The organism is Streptomyces sp. NPDC059248, assembly GCF_042753905.1.
In the GTDB taxonomy this organism is placed as follows: Bacteria; Actinomycetota; Actinomycetes; order Streptomycetales; family Streptomycetaceae; genus Streptomyces.
On the sequence record NZ_JBHYZV010000003.1, the window covers coordinates 91,702 to 108,710 of the forward strand.

The window sequence follows — 17,009 nt, forward strand, 5'->3', positions numbered from 1 at the left end:
GGCATGACGCGTCAGGCCCAGAGCTGGCCCTGGAGTGTCTCGATCGCCGCCTCCGTGGTGGCGGCGGTGTAGACGCCCGTCGACAGGTACTTCCAGCCGCCGTCGGCCACGACGAACACGATGTCGGCGCTGCGGCCCGCCTTGACCGCCTTGTCGCCGACGCCGATCGCGGCGTGGAGGGCCGCGCCCGTGGAGATGCCCGCGAAGATGCCCTCCTGCTGGAGGAGGTCGCGGGTGCGGCGGACCGCGTCCGCCGAGCCGACGGAGAAACGGGTGGTGAGGACGGCGGCGTCGTACAGCTCGGGGACGAAGCCCTCCTCCAGGTTGCGCAGCCCGTAGACCAGGTCGTCGTAGCGCGGCTCGGCGGCCACGATCGCGACGTCCGGGACGTGTTCGCGCAGATAGCGGCCGACGCCCATCAGGGTGCCGGTGGTGCCGAGGCCCGCCACGAAGTGGGTGACCGAGGGGAGGTCGGCGAGGATCTCCGGGCCCGTGGTCGAGTAGTGCGCGTTCGCGTTCGCCGGGTTGCCGTACTGGTAGAGCATCACCCAGGTCGGATTCTGCGCCGAGATCTCCTTCGCCACGCGGACGGCGGTGTTGGAGCCGCCGGCCGCCGGAGACGAGATGATCTCGGCTCCCCACATCGCGAGCAGTTCGCGCCGTTCCTGGCTGGTGTTCTCCGGCATGACGCAGACGATGCGGTAGCCCTTGAGGCGGGCCGCCATCGCGAGGGAGATGCCGGTGTTCCCCGAGGTGGGTTCGAGGATCGTGCAGCCGGGGGTGAGCCGGCCGTCCTTCTCCGCCTGCTCGATCATATGGAGCGCCGGGCGGTCCTTGATCGAGCCGGTCGGGTTGCGGTCCTCCAGCTTCGCCCAGATGCGGACGTCGTCGGAGGGGGACAGCCGGGCCAGCCGGACCAGCGGCGTATTGCCGACGGCCGCGAGTGGGGAGTCGTAACGCATCGTGGGTCAGCGCATTCCGCCGGCGACCGCCGGAAGGATGGTGACGCTGTCGCCGTCGGTGACCTTGGTGGCGATGCCGTCGATGAAGCGGACGTCCTCGTCGTTGAGGTAGACGTTCACGAAGCGGCGCAGCTGGTCGCCGTTCTCCTTGTCCACGAGGCGGGCCTCGATGCCCGTGTGCCGGGTCTCCAGGTCGGCGAAGAGCTCGGCGAGCGTACCGCCATGGGCCTCGACGGCCTTCTCGCCGCCGGTGTACGTACGCAGGATGGTCGGAATGCGGACCTCGATGGCCATGGGGTGGACTCCAGTCGACAGTCGAAGAGGCGGGGGCGCGGCTCGGCCCCCCGCGCCAGGGGCGGTGGATCGGAAGGTCCGGACGGGAAGGGTCCGGCGGTGCTGGGTACTCGGGTCTCAGAACGGGCTCAGGGCACGGATCAGGACACGCTCAGGTACACATCGCGCTGGCGAGACGGCACAGGTCGACATGGAGCCGCGCGACGAGCAGTACGGCACCGCTCCGCGTCCTGTCACTCATGTCGTGGAGAACCATGCGGTCATCGTAACGATTCCCCATCCGGGATTCGGAATGGCATCTCGCATGGCGGACGGTTGACGCTCACCTGTCGGACGAAGGAGCGTCGAAACCGCCCAAAAGCCTCCTGAGGAGGTTCGACGAGTCCTCGGGATGTGTGGCCCTACGGCAGGCCCGGCGGGAGGTATGTGATCGTGGGCGCGCCCGTCCTCGGGTGGATCGCGACCTCGGCCGTCACCCCGTACACCTCCGCCAGCAGCTCGGCCGTGAGCACCTCCCCCGGCGGTCCCGAGGCGACGATCCGGCCGCCTTGCAGGACATGGATCCGGTCGCAGTAGTACGCGGCGAGATTGAGGTCGTGCAGGGCGAGCAGGTTCGTGGTGCCCAGCTCCCGCACCAGGCCGAGGATCTCCAGCTGGTACCGGATGTCGAGATGGTTGGTGGGCTCGTCGAGGACGAGCAGCGCCGGGCGCTGGACCAGGGCGCGGGCGACCAGGGCGCGCTGGCGTTCCCCGCCGGAGAGGGACGGGAAGGACCGGCGGGCCAGGTCGGCGATGCCGAGCCGGTCCAGCGCCTCGTCGGCGGCGCGGCCGTCGGCGGCGGTGTCGGACTCCCAGAAGCGCTTGTGCGGGGCCCGGCCCATCAGCACGATCTCGCGGACCGTGAGTTCGAACTCGGGCCTGCTCTCCTGCGGGACGGTCGCGATCCGCCGAGCCCGGTCCTTGGGGCCCATGGCGAGCAGGTCGGCGCCGTCGAGGGCGAGGCTGCCGGCCGTGGGGCGCAGGGTGCCGTAGACGCACCGCAGGAGGGTCGTCTTGCCGCTGCCGTTGGGGCCGACGAGTCCGGCGGTCTCCCCGGGGCGGATGTCGAGGTCGGCGCCGTCGACGAGGAGGCGTCCCGCGACGGCGTACGACAGTCCGCGCACCGCCAGTTCGGCGGCGGATCCGGGTACGGGCCGCGCCGTCGGACCGGGGCTCGGGGTCGTGTCCGGGGTCATGTACGGCCTCCTTCGGCGCCGTCGACCGGGCGGCGGCGCATCAGCCACAGGAACAGCGGGCCGCCGATCAGCGCCGTCAGCACCCCGACCGGGACGTCCTGCGGCGCGGCGACGGTACGGGCCCCGAGGTCGGCGACGACGAGCGCGACGGCGCCCGCGAGCGCGGCCACCGGCAGCAGGGCCCGGTGCGAGGCGCCGACCAGGAGGCGGGCCGCGTGCGGGACCATCAGGCCGATGAAGCCGACCGCGCCGCTCGCCGCGACGAGGACCGACGTCACCAGGGACACCAGGACGAAGACGGCGGCCCGGAAGCGGGCGACGTCGAGGCCGAGCACGGTCGCGCCCTCCTCCCCCACCAGCAGCAGGTCCAGCGGGCGGGCGAGGGCCAGCAGCAGCGGCAGCAGCAGGCCGACCACGAGGGTGGACAGCCATACGGAGTCCCAGCGGGCGCTGCCGAGACCGCCGAGCGACCAGTACAGGGCCTCCCGGAAGTGCTCGGGGCGGGAGGAGGCGACCAGGACGAGGGTCGTCAGCGCCGTGAAAACGTAGCTGATGGTGACCCCGGCGAGGACGAGCCGGGTCCCGGTCATCCCGCCGTCGTGCCGGGCCAGGCCGTAGACGAGGAGGAGCGCCGCGAACGCGCCCGCGAAGGCGCCCGCGGGCAGCGCCACGGCGGTGGTGGCGCCGATGCCGAGAACGAGGACGAGCACCGCGCCGGTGGACGCCCCGGAGGAGATCCCGAGCAGGAAGGGGTCGGCGAGGCGGTTGCGGACGAGGGCCTGGAGGACGGTGCCGACGACCCCGAGTCCGGCGCCGACGACGACACCCAGGAGGACGCGGGGCAGCCGGACGTCCAGCACGATCGTCCGGAACGGGCTGGGCTCGGCGCCCGGGAGCAGCGCCGCGACGACCTCGCCGGGCGGGATGCGTACGGAACCGAGCGCGAGGGCCGCGAGTACGGCGGCGGCCAGCGCGCCGAGCAGCCCCACGGCCACCGCCCCGAACCGCAGCCGGGACGGGGTCCCGGCCGCGGTCGTGTCCGCCGGCGTGGACGAGGGCGTGGACGAGGGCGTGGACGAAGGCGCGGCGGTCTTGGTCAGCACGACCCGGGGCGCGGCCGTGTCCGGCTCCGGGGCGCGGGGACCGGGTACGGCCGCCGCCCCCGGGACCGGGGCCGGGGACGGGCCGGGCCCGTCCGGTGCCGCGGGCGTCATCGGGTGAGCTGCGGGGCCAGCTTGGCGATCGCGTCCGGCGCGCGGACGCCGACGACCGCGTCCGAGAGCGGCAGGACGGCGAACTTCTTGTTCTTGATCGCCGGGACGTCCTTCAGCGCCGGGTCCTCCAGCAGCCGCTGCTTCTTCTGTTCGAGGCTCGTGGCGCCGTAGTCGTAGATCACGATCACCTCGGGCTTACGGGCCACGACCTGCTCCCAGGTCGCGTCGCCGAAGCTCTTGGGGATGTCGGCGAAGACGTTCCGGCCGCCCGCGCGGGCGATCAGCTCGTTGCCGATGCCCTTGCCGCCGACGGTGAACGCGGTCTTGTCGCCGCTGTCGTAGACGAACACGGGCACCGGTGCGGCCTGCGTCTTCTTCAGCCCGGCCGCGGTCTTCGCGACCGTCGACCTGGAAGCGGCGATCCACTTCTCGGCCCGGTCGCGGACGCCGAAGGTGCGGCCGACCTCGTCGATCTCGCGGTAGACGTCGTCGAGGGTCGTCCGCTTCTCGGTGCAGTACTCCAGATTGAGCCGGGAGTCGATACCGGACTTCTTCAGCTCCTCGCGGGTCCGGCCGTCCTTGGCCTCGAAGGCGCTGGCGTAACCGCCGTAGACGAAGTCGGGGTTCGCGGCGAGGAGCTTCTCCTTGGAGGGATACTCCTTGGCGATCACGGGGACCGACTCGTACGCCTTCGCGTAACGCGGGAGCACCTTGTCGTCGAGATAGGCGGTGCCGACGAGGGACTTCTCCAGGCCCAGCTCCAGCATGATCTCGGTGACGTGCTGGTTCATCGTGACGACCCGCTCCGGGGGCGCCTTGTACGTGGTCTTCACACCGCAGTTGTCGACGGTGTACGGGAACCCGGCGGCCGAGGCACCGGTCTTCCCCGCGTCGGAGCCGGACTTGGAACCGGAACCGGAATCCGAACCGCCGCAAGCGGTGAGGACAAGGGGGAGCAGCGCCGCTGCCGTACCGGCTATGAGGGTACGGCGGCGGGACGGGCGTCCGGACATGCTGATGGCCTCCTCCGGGGATTTCCGCGTCCCCTGGGTGGTGGAAGAGGGCGATGGGTCAGTTCCTGGCTGACGGCCGCGGACATGGGCTGGTAGGCACGTGTCAACGACCGGTTCACAGTGGCGGGACCGCACCGGATTCGCACCGGCTTCCTGGGTCCCACCGCCCCGTATGGAATTGAAGCTGCCGGGTCAGTATGCCTTGACGACCCGGATCTCCTCCTCCGTGACCTCTCCGTTCACGATCCGGAACGAGCGGAACTGGAACGGCCCGGCCGCGTCGGAGTCCGCCGTGGAGACCAGGACGTAGTGCGCGCCGGGCTCGTTGGCGTAGGTGATGTCGGTACGGGACGGATACGCCTCGGTCGCCGTGTGCGAGTGGTAGACGATCACCGGCTCCTCGCCGTTGTCGTCCATCTCGCGGTACAGCTTCAGCAGATCGCCGGAGTCGAACTCGTAGAACGTGGGCGACCTGGCCGCGTTGAGCATCGGGATGAATCGTTCCGGCCGGTCGCTGCCCTCGGGGCCCGCGACCACGCCGCACGCCTCGTCGGGGTGGTCGGCCCTGGAGTGCGCGACGATCCGGTCGTAGAGGTCCTGGGTCAGGGTCAGCATGCGGATCAGGATAAGCGGGGGCCGTCCGGACGGCGGAAGGGCCGGTCCGTATCGTGCCGCGATACGGACCGGCCCTTCTCGCATACCGGACGGCCGGACGGCTCAGCGCTTGGCGAAGGCCGCGCCGTCCGGGTTCTTCGCCCGCAGGACGAGATACGAGACCAGCAGGACGAGGGCCCAGAGCGGGGCCACGTACAAGGAGATCCTGGCGTCCTTGTCGATGCCCATCAGCACGATCACCAGGCCGATGAAGGCCAGGGCGAACCAGCTCGTCCAGGGCGCGCCGGGCGCCTTGAAGGAGGACTCGGCGACCTCGCCGCGAGCGACCTTGGCGCGGTAGCGGATATGGCTGACCAGGATCATGACCCAGGCCCACATACCGGAGATCGTGGCAAAGGAGACGATCTTGTGGAAGGCGTCGCCGGGCCACTGGTAGTTGATCCAGACACCGATCAGCATCAGGCCCGCGGAGAAGGTCGTGCCGATCAGCGGGGTGCCGTGCTTGGTGAGCCGGGTGAAGATCCTGGGGCCCTGGCTGTTGAGCGCGAGGTCGCGCAGCATCCGGCCGGTGGAGTACATCCCGGAGTTGCAGGACGACAGGGCCGCCGTGAGGACGACGAAGTTGACGATGCCCGCGCCGATCTGGAGGCCCATCTGGTCGAACGCGGCGACGAACGGCGAGACGCCCGGCTGGAAGTTGGTCCAGGAGACCACCGACAGGATCATGATCAGGGCGCCGACGTAGAAGACGGCGATCCGCCACGGCACGGTGTTGATGGCCTTGGGGAGGGTCTTCTCCGGGTCCTTGGACTCACCGGCGGTGACGCCGACCAGTTCGACCGCGAGGAAGGCGAACATCACGATCTGGAGGGTCATCAGCGTGCCGCCGAGGCCCTTGGGGAAGAAGCCGCCGTCGCTCCAGAGGAGGGAGAAGGAGGCGGTGTCCCCGGCGTCGGTGAAACCGAGGGTGATGATTCCGGCGCAGATCAGGATCATGCCGATGATGGCGGTCACCTTGATCATGGAGAACCAGAACTCCAGCTCGCCGAAGATCTTCACGGAGATCAGGTTGGCGAGATAGAGGATGATCGTGAAGCCCAGGGCCGAGATCCACTGCGGGACGTCGAACCAGTACGTCATGTACTCGGCCGCCGCGGTCACCTCGGTCATCCCGGTGACGACCCAGAAGAGCCAGTACGTCCAGCCGGTGGCGAAGCCCGCGAAGGGGCCGACGAACTCGCGCGCGTACTCGGAGAACGAGCCCGCGACGGGGCGGTACATCAGCAGTTCGCCGAGGGCCCGCATGATGAAGAAGATGACGACGCCCGCGATGGCGTACGCGAGGATGAGACTGGGCCCGGCTTTGGAGATTCCCTTGCCCGCGCCGAGGAAGAGACCGGTTCCGATGGCTCCGCCGATGGCGATCATCTGGATCTGCCGGGCACCGAGTGCCCGGTGGTAACCCTGGTCTTCGGCGGTGGCCGCCGGGGCCCCGGCCGGTTTGCCCGGCCCGTCCTTGGTGTCGTCGACCTGCACCGAGGTCATAAGCTGCTGCGCCCTTCTCTCCATGCCGATCCGCGTCCGCCGCGCCCCCCGGCGTGTCGGCTGCGGATCAGTTCCTGATCCCCCCGGATATGGATGGAGTGCCACCGGCGGTCCGCCGGCTCAAGCGCCTCCAGGGGCATGGGTGGCGCCCCTGGCGGTCGTGAAGATTTATCACGGTCCTTACAAAGATCGATCCGGCTTCTTGTGCCTTATCCCACATCCAGAACCGGACAAAAGCATCCCCGGCGAGCAAAGCACCCCGGGGATGTCATGCGATCGTTATTCGGATTTGAGCGTCCGTTGAGCGAACAACCGAACGGACGGACGGTTTACGGAGCCGGCGGCGCCCGGAGACCTCGAAGGGCCCGGAGGGCCTGGCGGACCTGGCGGACCCGGGGGCGCGAGGGACCCGCGGGCGCGGCCGGGCGGAACCCCGGCCGCGTCCGGATCACAGGACAGCGGCGGTCAGGACGGCGACGGCCAGGACCGCGAGGGTCAGGGCAGCAGGGTGCCGACGAGGGTCTCCTGAAGGACCCCGAGCCAGAGATAGGCCATCACCATCGGCTTGCGCGGATCGTCGTCCGCGAGGCGGTACAGCGCGCTCTCGTCGCCGTCCTCCTCGGTGATCTCCAGCCGGGCCCCGATCGTCAGCCGCAGATCGTTGAGGGCGCCCAGCCAGTAGCGGCACTCGTCCGGAGGCAGCTTCAGTACGGCGGCGGAGTCGCCGGACGGCTCCAGCGCGTCCAGCGCGCGGACGACGGCGAGCGCGTTGGCCCGTTTGCCCGCCCGCAGATCGTTCTCGGTGTAGCGGCGGAACTCGGAGGACGCCGCGAGCAGCTCCTCCTCGGTCATCCCGGGCCCCTTGCCGCCGGGCGCCCGGGGCGCCGTGTCGGGCCCCCGGTAGGCGTCGGGGAAGAGCCGGGCAAGCGCCGGGTCGGACGGCGCCTCCGTCGGTCCGTCGGCGAACAGCGCGGCCAGCGGGTCCTCGCCCTCGACCGGCTCGTCACCGGGCCCGATCAGCTCCAGCAGCTGGACCGTGAGGGAGCGCAGGATGGAGATCTCGACGTCGTCGAGCGCGACGGCGGCACCGCCCCCGGGCACCGGCTCGAAATGTCCCGGCATCAGCCGCGGTCCTGGGTGAGGGTCGCCCACAGGCCGTATCCGTGCATCGCCTGCACGTCGCGCTCCATCTCTTCACGGCTGCCGCTGGAGACCACGGCGCGGCCCTTGTGGTGGACGTCGAGCATCAGTTTGCGGGCCTTGTCCTTGGAGTAGCCGAAGTACGCCTGGAAGACATAGGCGACGTAGCTCATCAGGTTCACGGGGTCGTTGTGGACGAGCGTCACCCACGGCACGTCGGGTTCGGGAACGGCGGCGGTCTGCTCCGCCGACTCGGGTCGCGTGATCTCAGTGGGAGCAACACTCACCCGATCCATGCTGCCACCCAAGACGCCCGTACGCATAAACGACTCCCCATTTCGTCAGAGTGACGAAATGTGGGGTAGCATCTGGCCATGGCTGGATCGCCCGGTCCGTACGGGCGTTCGACGGCGCACTCCGCCAGGGGCGGGGAACGGCGCAGAAAGCGTGAGGTCGAGTCTTGTGAACACCGCTGACCTGGGTCTCCCGGTCGACGTACCCTCCACGGCCCTCTTCACCGACCAGTACGAATTCACCATGGTGCAGGCCGCGCTCCGGGCGGGTACGGCGCACCGGAGGTCCGTTTTCGAGGTCTTCACCCGGCGGCTGCCCGAGGGGCGGCGCTACGGCGTCGTGGCGGGCACCGGACGGGTCCTGGACGCGGTGGAGAACTTCCGCTTCGACGCGGACGTACTGGAGTTCCTGCGGGAGCGGGAGATCGTGGACGGGCCGACGCTGGAATGGCTGGCCTCGTACCGCTTCCGCGGTGATGTGTGGGGCTATCCGGAGGGCGAGGTCTACTTCCCCGGCTCGCCGGTCCTGCGGGTGGAGGGCACCTTCGCGGAGTGCGTCCTGCTGGAGACGGTGATCCTCTCCATCCTCAACCACGATTCGGCGATCGCCGCCGCGGCCTCCCGGATGGCCACGGCCGCCGGCGGCCGGCGGCTGATCGAGATGGGCGCGCGGCGGACCCACGAGCTGGCCGCGGTGGCGGCGTCCCGGGCGGCGTACGTCGGCGGCTTCGACTCCACGTCGGATCTGGCGGCCGGGTTCCGGTACGGCATCCCCACGGTCGGTACCAGCGCCCACGCCTTCACCCTGCTCCACGACAACGAGCGGGACGCCTTCCGGGCGCAGGTCGACTCCCTGGGCCGGGGGACGACGCTGCTGGTGGACACGTACGACGTCGCCGAGGCCGTCCGGACCGCGGTGGAGATCGCGGGTCCCGAGCTGGGCGCGGTACGGATCGACTCCGGGGACCTGCTGCTGGTGGCCCACCGGGTGCGGCAGCAGCTCGACGAGCTGGGCGCCCGCCATACGAAGATCACGGTCACCTCGGATCTCGACGAGTACGCCATCGCGTCGCTGGCCGCGGCGCCGGTGGACGCGTACGGCGTGGGCACCCAGCTGGTGACCGGCAGCGGTCACCCGACGTGCTCGATGGTCTACAAGCTGGTCGCGCGGGCCCGGGGCGAGGGCCCCGACGCGCCGCTGGAGCCGGTGGCGAAGAAGTCCGTGGGCGGCAAGGCGTCGGTCGGCGGGCGCAAGTGGGCGGCCCGGCGGCCGGACGCGGAGGGCGTGGCCGAGGCGGAGGTCGTCGGCACCGGACCCGTACCGGACGATCTGGTCCGTCACCAGCTGCTGGTCGAGCTGGTCCGGGGCGGCGAGATCGTGGCCCGGGAAACGCTCGACGTACCGCGCGAGCGGCACCGGGCGGCCCGGGGCGCGCTGCCGATGTCCGCGGCGCAGCTGTCGCGGGGCGAGCCGGTGCTGCCGACGGAGTACATCTGAGGGGAAGGCCCCGGCCCGCGCGGGCCGGGGCGTCCGCGTGAAAGGCGGGGCGCGGGGGGTGTGAGGGCCCGCGCCGGGGGGACGCTCCTGGATGAAGGGTCCGGCCCGCGCCGCTTACCCGGCGGCGGCGGTCGGGTAGCGCACCCCGCGCCGGGCCACCCCGTCACGTTCCGGCGGCGGTTCGCCGAACCGTCACCGAAACCTTTCTTCGAACCCCGAACCCCGAACCCCGTTCCCCGAACCCCGTTCCTCGATTCCCGTTCCCCGCTTCCGAAGGACTACCGCCATGCACCGCGCGCTGATCGTCGTCGATGTCCAGAACGATTTCTGCGAGGGCGGCAGCCTCGCGGTCGCGGGGGGTGCCGGGGTCGCGGCGGCGATCACCGACCTGATCGGTGCGAGCACCCCCGCGTACCGCCATGTGGTGGCCACCCGTGACTTCCATGTCGACCCGGGCGACCACTTCTCGGACACGCCCGACTACGAGACGTCGTGGCCGGTCCACTGTGTCGCGGGCACGGAGGGCGCGGGCTTCCATCCGAACTTCGCCCCGGCCGTCGCGTCCGGCGCGGTGAACGCGGTCTTCGACAAGGGCGCGTACGCGGCGGCGTACAGCGGCTTCGAAGGCGCGGACGAGAACGGCACCGGGCTCGCGGCGTGGCTGCGGGCGCAGGGTGTGACGGAGGTCGATGTGGTGGGTATCGCCACCGACCACTGCGTCCGGGCGACGGCGCTGGACGCGGCGCGGGAGGGTTTCACCACCCGGGTCCTGCTCGATCTGACCGCCGGGGTCTCGAAGGAGCGCACCGCGTGGGTGCTGCCGGAGCTGCGGGACGCGGGTGTCACGCTGACGGGCGAACCGGTGGTGTCACGCTGACGGGAGAGCCGGTCGCGTGACGCCGGCGGGCGAGCCCGTGGTGTGACGCCCGCCCTCACCGCGCCCGCCCGCGCTCACCGCCCTCAGACCCAGCTGCCCCGCAGCGGGCTCCGGAAGGGATGCCAGAGGACGGAGACGGGCGCCTCGTGGGGCCGCCAGAGCAGCCCGTCCGGGTGGTGCAGGACCGCCGTGATCTCGTCCGGGGTCGGCGGTTCCGCGTTCCCCCGCAGATAGACCGCTCGGAGCCCCAGATTCCGCAGCCGGGTGAGGGCGCGGGCCCGGTTCGCGGCATGGACCAGGAACCGGGCGGCCCGGCCGTCGTCCAGCGGGCTGGGCAGGTTGAGCGCGACCACGACACTGCCGTTCGGCAGTCTGCTGAATCCTCCGCCGGGCATGGTGTACCACTCCCCCGTGGGTGCGTCGGCCGGCGTCCGCCGGTCGGTGCGGAAGCCGGGTGTCAATAAGAGGCGGTCACCACGCACCTAAACACGATCGGCCGCCGCCCGCTAGAGGGCGACGGCCGATCATGCTTTGACCTGCAATTTTGCTATTTACTTGGTCGACGGACCAACCTTTACGGTGATCGTTTCACCGCTCCTCGGCTCCCGCAGGATCGAGATCTTGGTGTTGGTGTCAGTTACCTTCACACTGCCCGTCGGGTTCTCGGCGTGCCAGTAGACGCCCTTGCGGTCGTCGAAGACGCTGTTGCCCGGCCGGGCCGGGATCGTCGTCGGTACGCCGTTCTTGTGCAGCGTGACCTCGTCGTACGGCCGGGTCGAGAACGTCGAGTCGAACGTCTGGATGCGGTTGCGCATCACCGTACCGTCGGACCACTTCAGCGGTACGGCGTTCGCGTCGATCGGCAGGATCTGACCGCTCCCGGGGTGGACTCCGGTGTTGTTGTCCCGCTGGAAGGTGTCCCAGTACCAGATCATCAGGCCGTTCTGGTACGGGAAGTGCTCGACCCAGCGGTTCAGCGGCGCGGGGAAGCCGAAGTTGTACGGGCCGACCTTCAGACCGTGGTCGTACGAGACGTACTGGCGGTTCTCCGCGAGGTAGTACTGCTCGTAGTCCTTGGTGAAGGAGTCGCCGATCCGGCTGAAGCCGGCCTTCGTCCAGCCCGCGTCGTCGGTCTCGGCGCCGTCCGTGAAGAGCGGCGCGCCGTCGGCCGTGACGGTGATCTTGTCGGCGGTGAAGCCCTTCTCCGCGGTGGCGCCGTCCGTCCGGTAGTGGAACCGGAGGTCGATCTTCTTGCCGGCGTAGGCGTCCAGCGGATAGACCAGCGCGCGGTGCGCCCCGGAGCGGCCGGTGAGCGCCGGGCGGTCGCCCGCGTCCCGGGTGATGGGCCGGCCGTCCGCGGTGCCGTCGACGGCGGTCCAGTTGGCGCCGCCGTCCGTGGAGACCTCCGTATAGAGGTAGTCGTATCCGGACTCGATCTGCCACCAGGCCGACAGGTTCAGGGACGCCGACGACTTGCCGGTGAGGTCGACCGGGCGGGTCAGGGTGTTGCGCAGATCGTCGCCCATGTCGCTCCACCACTGGCGGGTGCCTTCGGCGGGCGCCACGACCGGGGTGGTGCCGGGCTTCTTCGGCAGTTCGACGATGAGCGCCTGGGGCCGCTTGGTGTTGTAGGCGGAGACCCCGAGGGTGTGGACGGAGTCCGTCGCCGCCCGGCCCTTGGTGTAGTTGAGCCAGCCCAGCTGGAGCTTGTCCCAGGCGGTCATGTCGCCGGGCAGATCGCCGATGGCCTCCTTGCCGCGGCCGAGCCACGAGCCGGAGGACATCAGGCTCCAGAAGCCGGTGGAGTTCTCGCCGCGCCCGGAGTAGTCGTACAGGTCGGGGAGTCCGAGGTCGTGGCCGTACTCGTGGGCGAAGACGCCGAGTCCGCCGTTCTCGGGCTGGACCGTGTAGTCGCCGACCCAGATCCCGGTGGTGCCGATCTGGGTGCCGCCCGCCTTGTTGTTCGCGGGCCCGGTGCGGCCGTTGTCGTCGCCGTAGGCGTACCAGCGGTGCGCCCAGATGGCGTCGGTGCCCTGGGCGCCGCCGCCCGCGGACTCGTCCTCGCCGGCGTGGACGAACTGGAAGTGGTCGAGATAGCCGTCGGGCTCGTTGAAGTTGCCGTCGGCGTCGAAGTCGTAGCGGTCCCAGACGTCGTACTGCTTCAGATCGGCGGTGATCTGCTCGTCGGTACGGCCCTGTGCCTTCTGGTCGGCGGCCCAGGCGTTGACGCCGTCGCGCACCGCGTCCCAGACGCTCTTGCAGGTGCTCTCGCCGCAGAAGTTGGAGCCGTAGCGGGCCTCGTTCCACTCGACCTTGACCCAGTCGGAGACCGTGCCGTCCACCGAGTAGCGGCCCGATGACGCCTTCTCGAAGTACGTCTTCACGGACTGCTTGGTCCGGCCCTGGGCGTCCTTGCCGGTACCGAAGTACAGGTCCTGGAAGTGGGCGCGGTTGTAGTCCGCCTTCCAGTCGGTCGCGTTGTCCTTCGTACGGTCCGGCTGCTTGATCTTGTTGTGCAGCGGTCCTGGCGTACCGCCGTACTTCTTCACCGGCGGCGCGGGTCCGTCGGGCCCGTCCGGGTCGTACATCGTGGTGTCGTCGACCTTGTCGCCGAACTCCAGCAGGATCGTGAAGATCTTGTCGGTCTTCTCCCGGCCCAGCTCGACGTACTTGCCCTTGTCGAGCTTGACGACCTTGGACGCGCCGCGCCGCTCGACGGTCGACTCGCCGCTGATGACCTGCTCCAGCGCCGTCGCGCGCTGCTGGGCCTGCCGCTTGCTGAACGGCCCGTCGAGGTCGTGGTCCACATGGTCCTTGCCGGGCGCCGGATCATGGCGCTCGATCGGCGCGGCGGCCGGGGCCGCGGCGGACCCGGTGCTCCGGTCCTCCGCCTGTGCGGTGCCGTACGCCGATGCCGTGGCGGCGGTCGCGGCGAGCGCGACGACGACCGCGGACATCCTGAGGGACCGTCCGCGGCCGTTTCTCGTGGTGGTCACGTGAGCCAAATCCTCCCCCGCGCCCCGGGCGCCGCGGATCCAGAAAAATGGGGGGTTGAAAGGGGGTTGATGGGACCGTCCGGGCGGGGGTCGCGTCTCAAGTGACCGCATTCGACCGTACGTACGGAAGAAAAGACAGTCCTTGACTTGGACATACCAACTGCCCTATGCGGGAGTGGAATTCCGGTATCCGGACGGTGACTACCGGCCGCGGCACCGGTCGCGGTGCGGTGACCCTCCGTCGACGGACGGAGACGGCCGCCGGTCAGAGCGTTGCGGGCCGGGTACCGAAGGCGATTTCAGGCCAGTCGGTACGGGGGTATCGGGCACTCGCCCCCGGGCGTGGCGGACCTCGCCCCGGGGAGGTTTCGCGACCGGGGCGGCGCGGGTACGGACTCCTCGGCCGCGGGTACGCGGAGACCGCAACGGGAACCCTCGGTACGGGCCGGGGCAGCGCCGGGACCGGATGTCAAGGGGTGTGAACCCGTGCGCCCCCCATGCTCCGGCGGTGGGTACGGAGGCACGCTTACCGTCCCGACCCGGAGGGCATCCAGCACCGTAGAGTCTCTTGACAGTGCGACCGTGTCGAGCGACACCCCCCGAGCTGTTCTTCCTTCTGTCGTGAGGACGGATCCCGTCATGCCGCGTCCGACTGCCGCACAGATCGCCTCCGGTTCGGCCACCGTCGTCTTCTCGGCGCTCGCCCTGCTGCTCTTCACCCGTACCGACCACGCCGTCGGCGTCGCCGCGATCGGGGTGGTCTCGATGGCCCTCGGTCTGCTGGTCGCCACGGCGCTGCCGATGAGCCGGGCGCTCAGGGCGGCCGGGGCGAACCGCCCCGCCGCCCCCGCCACCAGCGCGTCGTCGCCGGCCCGGCCCCGGGCGCATGCCGGGGCCGGGGCGGACTCCGGCCTCAGGTAGCCCCGCCGGGACCGGTGCCGGGCGCGGGGCCGGTCCCCTCGGGAACCTGGACCACCACGGTCTTGGCCGCCTTGTCGTGCAGACCCTGCCGATAGGGCTTGTCGGCGATGATCGTGATGATGATGACGAGCCACCAGACGCAGAAGCAGCAGACGAGCGCGGGCACCCACAGCACGGCCGCGCGGATCAGCGCCGCGCCGGTGTCCGGGGTGCTGCCGTCGTTGAGCATGGCGACCCGCAGCCGCAGCAGCTTCTTGCCGATGGTCTGGCCGGTCCGCTTCACCATGAGCGTGTCGTAGGCGACATAGGCGACGAGGGAGATCAGCGACCAGAGCCACTGACGCCCCGTGTTGAGGTCGCTGGTGATGTCGTTCCAGTCGTCACCGCTGCCCGAGGTGGACCAGCCGCCGGCCAGCAGCGAGATCAGGAACAGCGGAATGAAGATGATCAGCGCGTCGATCACCCGGGCGGCGAGCCTGCGCCCGAAGTCGGCGAGCGGAGGCATGCCCGCGAGCGGATCGGGGGTCCCGCCGTACGGGCCACCGCCGTAGGGACCGCCGCCGTACGGGGGCGGCGGAGTACCGCCCGCGCCGCCGTAGGGGCCCGTTCCGCCGTACGGACCACCGCCCTGGCCGGGACCGTACGGTGAACCGGGCGGTGGGCCCTGCGGCGGCGGGGGCGGCGGCTCACCCGACGGCGGCTGCTGCCCGGGCGGCGGCTGCCACGACGGCGGCTGCTGCGGCGGCTCGGAACCACCGCCCTGCCCGCCGGAGCCCGGCGGCTGCTTGCGGAACGGATCGTTCTCGGGCGGGCCGTCGTGCCCGGGGCCGCCCGGTCCGGGGGGCGGTGGCTGATCGTTGCTCATGACGGCAGTGCAACCCGTGCCCGGGATCCCCGCAAAAGGACGCACGCCGTTCGGGGGACGGCGGCGCCTCGGGCCGGCGGGACCCGGTCAGCCCTGGACGAAGGTGCGCGCGGCCTTGTCGTGCCAGCACTGCCGCCAGGGCCGGTCGAAGAGGCACCACACCACATTGACCACGCCCAGGACGATCAGCCCTAGTACCCCGTAGACGAGCCAGCGGCGCAGGGCGGCGCCGAACGTCGGCGGCTCGTGCGACTCGATGTCCACGACCGAGAGACCGCAGAGCTTCTTCCCGAGGGTACGGCCCCATTTGGCGGTCGGCAGCGCCTCGTAGAGCGCGCCGAGCACCAGGAGGGCGGCGAGCACCACACCGAACTGGACGCCGGTGGTGCCGTCCAGAAGCCAGACCGTGACGGTCTCCCCGGACTGCTTCGCCGCCTCGATCTTGCCGTCGATATGGTCCATCGCGCCGGTCACCATGGGGACGGCGACGGCGCCGACGAGCGCCCCGAGCACCACGGTGTCGATGAGCCGGGCCACGAGCCGCCGCCCGAGGCCGGCGGGCCGGGCCGCGGCCTGGGCCTGCGCGATGGCGAGGAAGGGGTCGTCGACGGGCGGCTTCCACGGAATGACCGGTCCGTCGGCGCTCGCGGCCGGCTGCGGGGCGGGGTGGGGCGCGGGCTGCGGAACCGGCTGCGGGACCGGCCGGGGCTGCTGCGCCCAGGACGCTCCGCCCCCGGCGGGCACCTGTGTCACGGGCGTCTGCCGCGCCGCCTGCTCGGGCACGACCGGCCGGGGCTGGACGTGGGGCTGGGGTTGCGGCTGGGGCTGGGGCTGCGGTTCGGGAGCCGGTACGGGTGCGGGCGCGGGCTCCCGTACCACCGGAAGCGGCGGGGGCGCGGCCTGGGCGGCCGGTTCCTGCGCCCGGGGACGTACGGCACGAATGGTGACCGTGCCGTCGGTCACGGGCCCGGCCGGTACGGACCGCTCGCCCACGCCCTCCGGCTCGGCCGGCGCGGCCGGAGTGGTGGGCGCGGTGGGCCGTACCGCCGTCGGATCGGCCCCACCGGACTGCGCCGGTACGCGTCCCTCCGCTCCCGGACTCCCCCAGGCGACCCGGTCGCCGTCGGCACCGAAGCCGCTCTGCCGCGAGGAGTCCGCCTGCCAGGCGCTGGCGGGCTCGGTCCTGACCGGCTGCCCTTCGGGCTCCTCGTCCAGGAAGACGGGCCCGGTCTCCTCCACGGCGGGCACCACGGGCTCGGCGACGGGTCCGGCCGCGACGGGTCCGGCGGGCACCGTCTCCCCGGCCCCGCCACCGCTTTCGTCCGCCGGAGCGGGCCGACTGGTGCCCGGCACCCAGGCCAGACCATTCCAATACCGAACATATCCAGGGATGGACGGATCGGGGTAGAAGCCCTGCGCGGGGCTGCCGTCGCCGCCGTTCGGGGTGGGGGCGCTCATCACCGTGGTCCCGTATCTCCTCGCGAGCCTGGTTGCAACCCTCCACATCTATCAGACCCTTGGCCCCACCCGGGCCCGTCCCA

General features: G+C 71.0%; 17 protein-coding genes and 1 riboswitch. Of the genes, 3 read left to right on the forward strand and 14 right to left on the reverse strand.

Features of this window, described 5'->3' with window-relative positions; genetic code table 11:
* Positions 1-11: 11 nt before the first annotated feature.
* The 10 genes from ACFXG1_RS02285 to clpS all read right to left on the reverse strand — a co-directional run bounded on the left by ACFXG1_RS02285 (position 12) and on the right by clpS (position 8,314).
* Positions 12-962: a PLP-dependent cysteine synthase family protein gene (locus ACFXG1_RS02285; protein ID WP_384715437.1), complete on the reverse strand. Its 951-nt coding sequence runs from the start codon at positions 960-962 to the stop codon at positions 12-14.
* 6 nt (positions 963-968) lie between these two features.
* Positions 969-1,256, reverse strand: coding sequence for a MoaD/ThiS family protein (locus ACFXG1_RS02290; RefSeq protein WP_384715434.1), 288 nt, complete (start codon positions 1,254-1,256; stop codon positions 969-971).
* 151 nt (positions 1,257-1,407) lie between these two features.
* Entirely contained in the window at positions 1,408-1,512 is a 105-nt protein-coding gene (locus tag ACFXG1_RS02295; protein WP_384715431.1) for a putative leader peptide, read from the reverse strand.
* Positions 1,513-1,657: 145 nt separating this feature from the next.
* The gene (locus tag ACFXG1_RS02300; protein ID WP_384715428.1) at positions 1,658-2,491 is read right to left on the reverse strand and encodes an ABC transporter ATP-binding protein; all 834 of its coding nucleotides are present in this window, start codon (positions 2,489-2,491) and stop codon (positions 1,658-1,660) included.
* Complete coding sequence (locus ACFXG1_RS02305; RefSeq protein ID WP_384740363.1) at positions 2,488-3,705, reverse strand: FecCD family ABC transporter permease; 1,218 nt, start codon at positions 3,703-3,705, stop codon at positions 2,488-2,490. The genes ACFXG1_RS02300 and ACFXG1_RS02305 overlap by 4 nt, the downstream gene beginning before the upstream one ends.
* Entirely contained in the window at positions 3,702-4,718 is a 1,017-nt protein-coding gene (locus ACFXG1_RS02310; protein ID WP_384715425.1) for an ABC transporter substrate-binding protein, read from the reverse strand. The genes ACFXG1_RS02305 and ACFXG1_RS02310 overlap by 4 nt, the downstream gene beginning before the upstream one ends.
* Positions 4,719-4,756: 38 nt before the next feature.
* A riboswitch (cobalamin riboswitch) is annotated at positions 4,757-4,905 on the reverse strand.
* 5 nt (positions 4,906-4,910) lie between these two features.
* On the reverse strand, positions 4,911-5,333 hold the full coding sequence (locus tag ACFXG1_RS02315) for a Mov34/MPN/PAD-1 family protein (protein WP_384715422.1): 423 nt from the start codon (positions 5,331-5,333) through the stop codon (positions 4,911-4,913).
* 102 nt (positions 5,334-5,435) lie between these two features.
* Positions 5,436-6,878, reverse strand: coding sequence for an amino acid permease (locus tag ACFXG1_RS02320; RefSeq protein ID WP_384709393.1), 1,443 nt, complete (start codon positions 6,876-6,878; stop codon positions 5,436-5,438).
* Between the two features lie 495 nt (positions 6,879-7,373).
* Positions 7,374-8,000: a DUF2017 domain-containing protein gene (locus ACFXG1_RS02325; protein ID WP_384709390.1), complete on the reverse strand. Its 627-nt coding sequence runs from the start codon at positions 7,998-8,000 to the stop codon at positions 7,374-7,376.
* Positions 8,000-8,314 carry an ATP-dependent Clp protease adapter ClpS gene (gene clpS / locus ACFXG1_RS02330; RefSeq protein WP_384709400.1) on the reverse strand — a complete coding sequence of 105 codons (315 nt, stop codon included), beginning with the start codon at positions 8,312-8,314 and terminating at the stop codon, positions 8,000-8,002. The genes ACFXG1_RS02325 and clpS overlap by 1 nt, the downstream gene beginning before the upstream one ends.
* A 166-nt stretch (positions 8,315-8,480) precedes the next feature.
* Here clpS and ACFXG1_RS02335 point away from each other — a divergent pair, with 166 nt between their 5' ends.
* Both ACFXG1_RS02335 and ACFXG1_RS02340 read left to right on the forward strand, forming a co-directional pair.
* Entirely contained in the window at positions 8,481-9,809 is a 1,329-nt protein-coding gene (locus tag ACFXG1_RS02335; protein WP_384709387.1) for a nicotinate phosphoribosyltransferase, read from the forward strand.
* 286 nt (positions 9,810-10,095) lie between these two features.
* Positions 10,096-10,686, forward strand: a complete 591-nt coding sequence (locus ACFXG1_RS02340; RefSeq protein WP_384709384.1) for an isochorismatase family protein — start codon at positions 10,096-10,098, stop codon at positions 10,684-10,686.
* 83 nt (positions 10,687-10,769) lie between these two features.
* Here ACFXG1_RS02340 and ACFXG1_RS02345 read toward each other — a convergent pair whose 3' ends face one another.
* Entirely contained in the window at positions 10,770-11,081 is a 312-nt protein-coding gene (locus ACFXG1_RS02345; RefSeq protein ID WP_384709382.1) for a hypothetical protein, read from the reverse strand.
* A gap of 156 nt (positions 11,082-11,237) precedes the next feature.
* Positions 11,238-13,643 carry an immune inhibitor A domain-containing protein gene (locus ACFXG1_RS02350; protein ID WP_384709397.1) on the reverse strand — a complete coding sequence of 802 codons (2,406 nt, stop codon included), beginning with the start codon at positions 13,641-13,643 and terminating at the stop codon, positions 11,238-11,240.
* 678 nt (positions 13,644-14,321) lie between these two features.
* Here ACFXG1_RS02350 and ACFXG1_RS02355 point away from each other — a divergent pair.
* Positions 14,322-14,603, forward strand: a complete 282-nt coding sequence (locus ACFXG1_RS02355; protein WP_384709379.1) for a hypothetical protein — start codon at positions 14,322-14,324, stop codon at positions 14,601-14,603.
* On the opposite strand, the gene ACFXG1_RS02360 is transcribed toward ACFXG1_RS02355, so the two are convergent.
* Entirely contained in the window at positions 14,596-15,468 is an 873-nt protein-coding gene (locus ACFXG1_RS02360) for an RDD family protein (protein ID WP_384709376.1), read from the reverse strand. The genes ACFXG1_RS02355 and ACFXG1_RS02360 overlap by 8 nt on opposite strands.
* Positions 15,469-15,555: 87 nt before the next feature.
* Positions 15,556-16,926 carry an RDD family protein gene (locus ACFXG1_RS02365; RefSeq protein ID WP_384740372.1) on the reverse strand — a complete coding sequence of 457 codons (1,371 nt, stop codon included), beginning with the start codon at positions 16,924-16,926 and terminating at the stop codon, positions 15,556-15,558.
* Between the last annotated feature and the right edge of the window lie 83 nt (positions 16,927-17,009).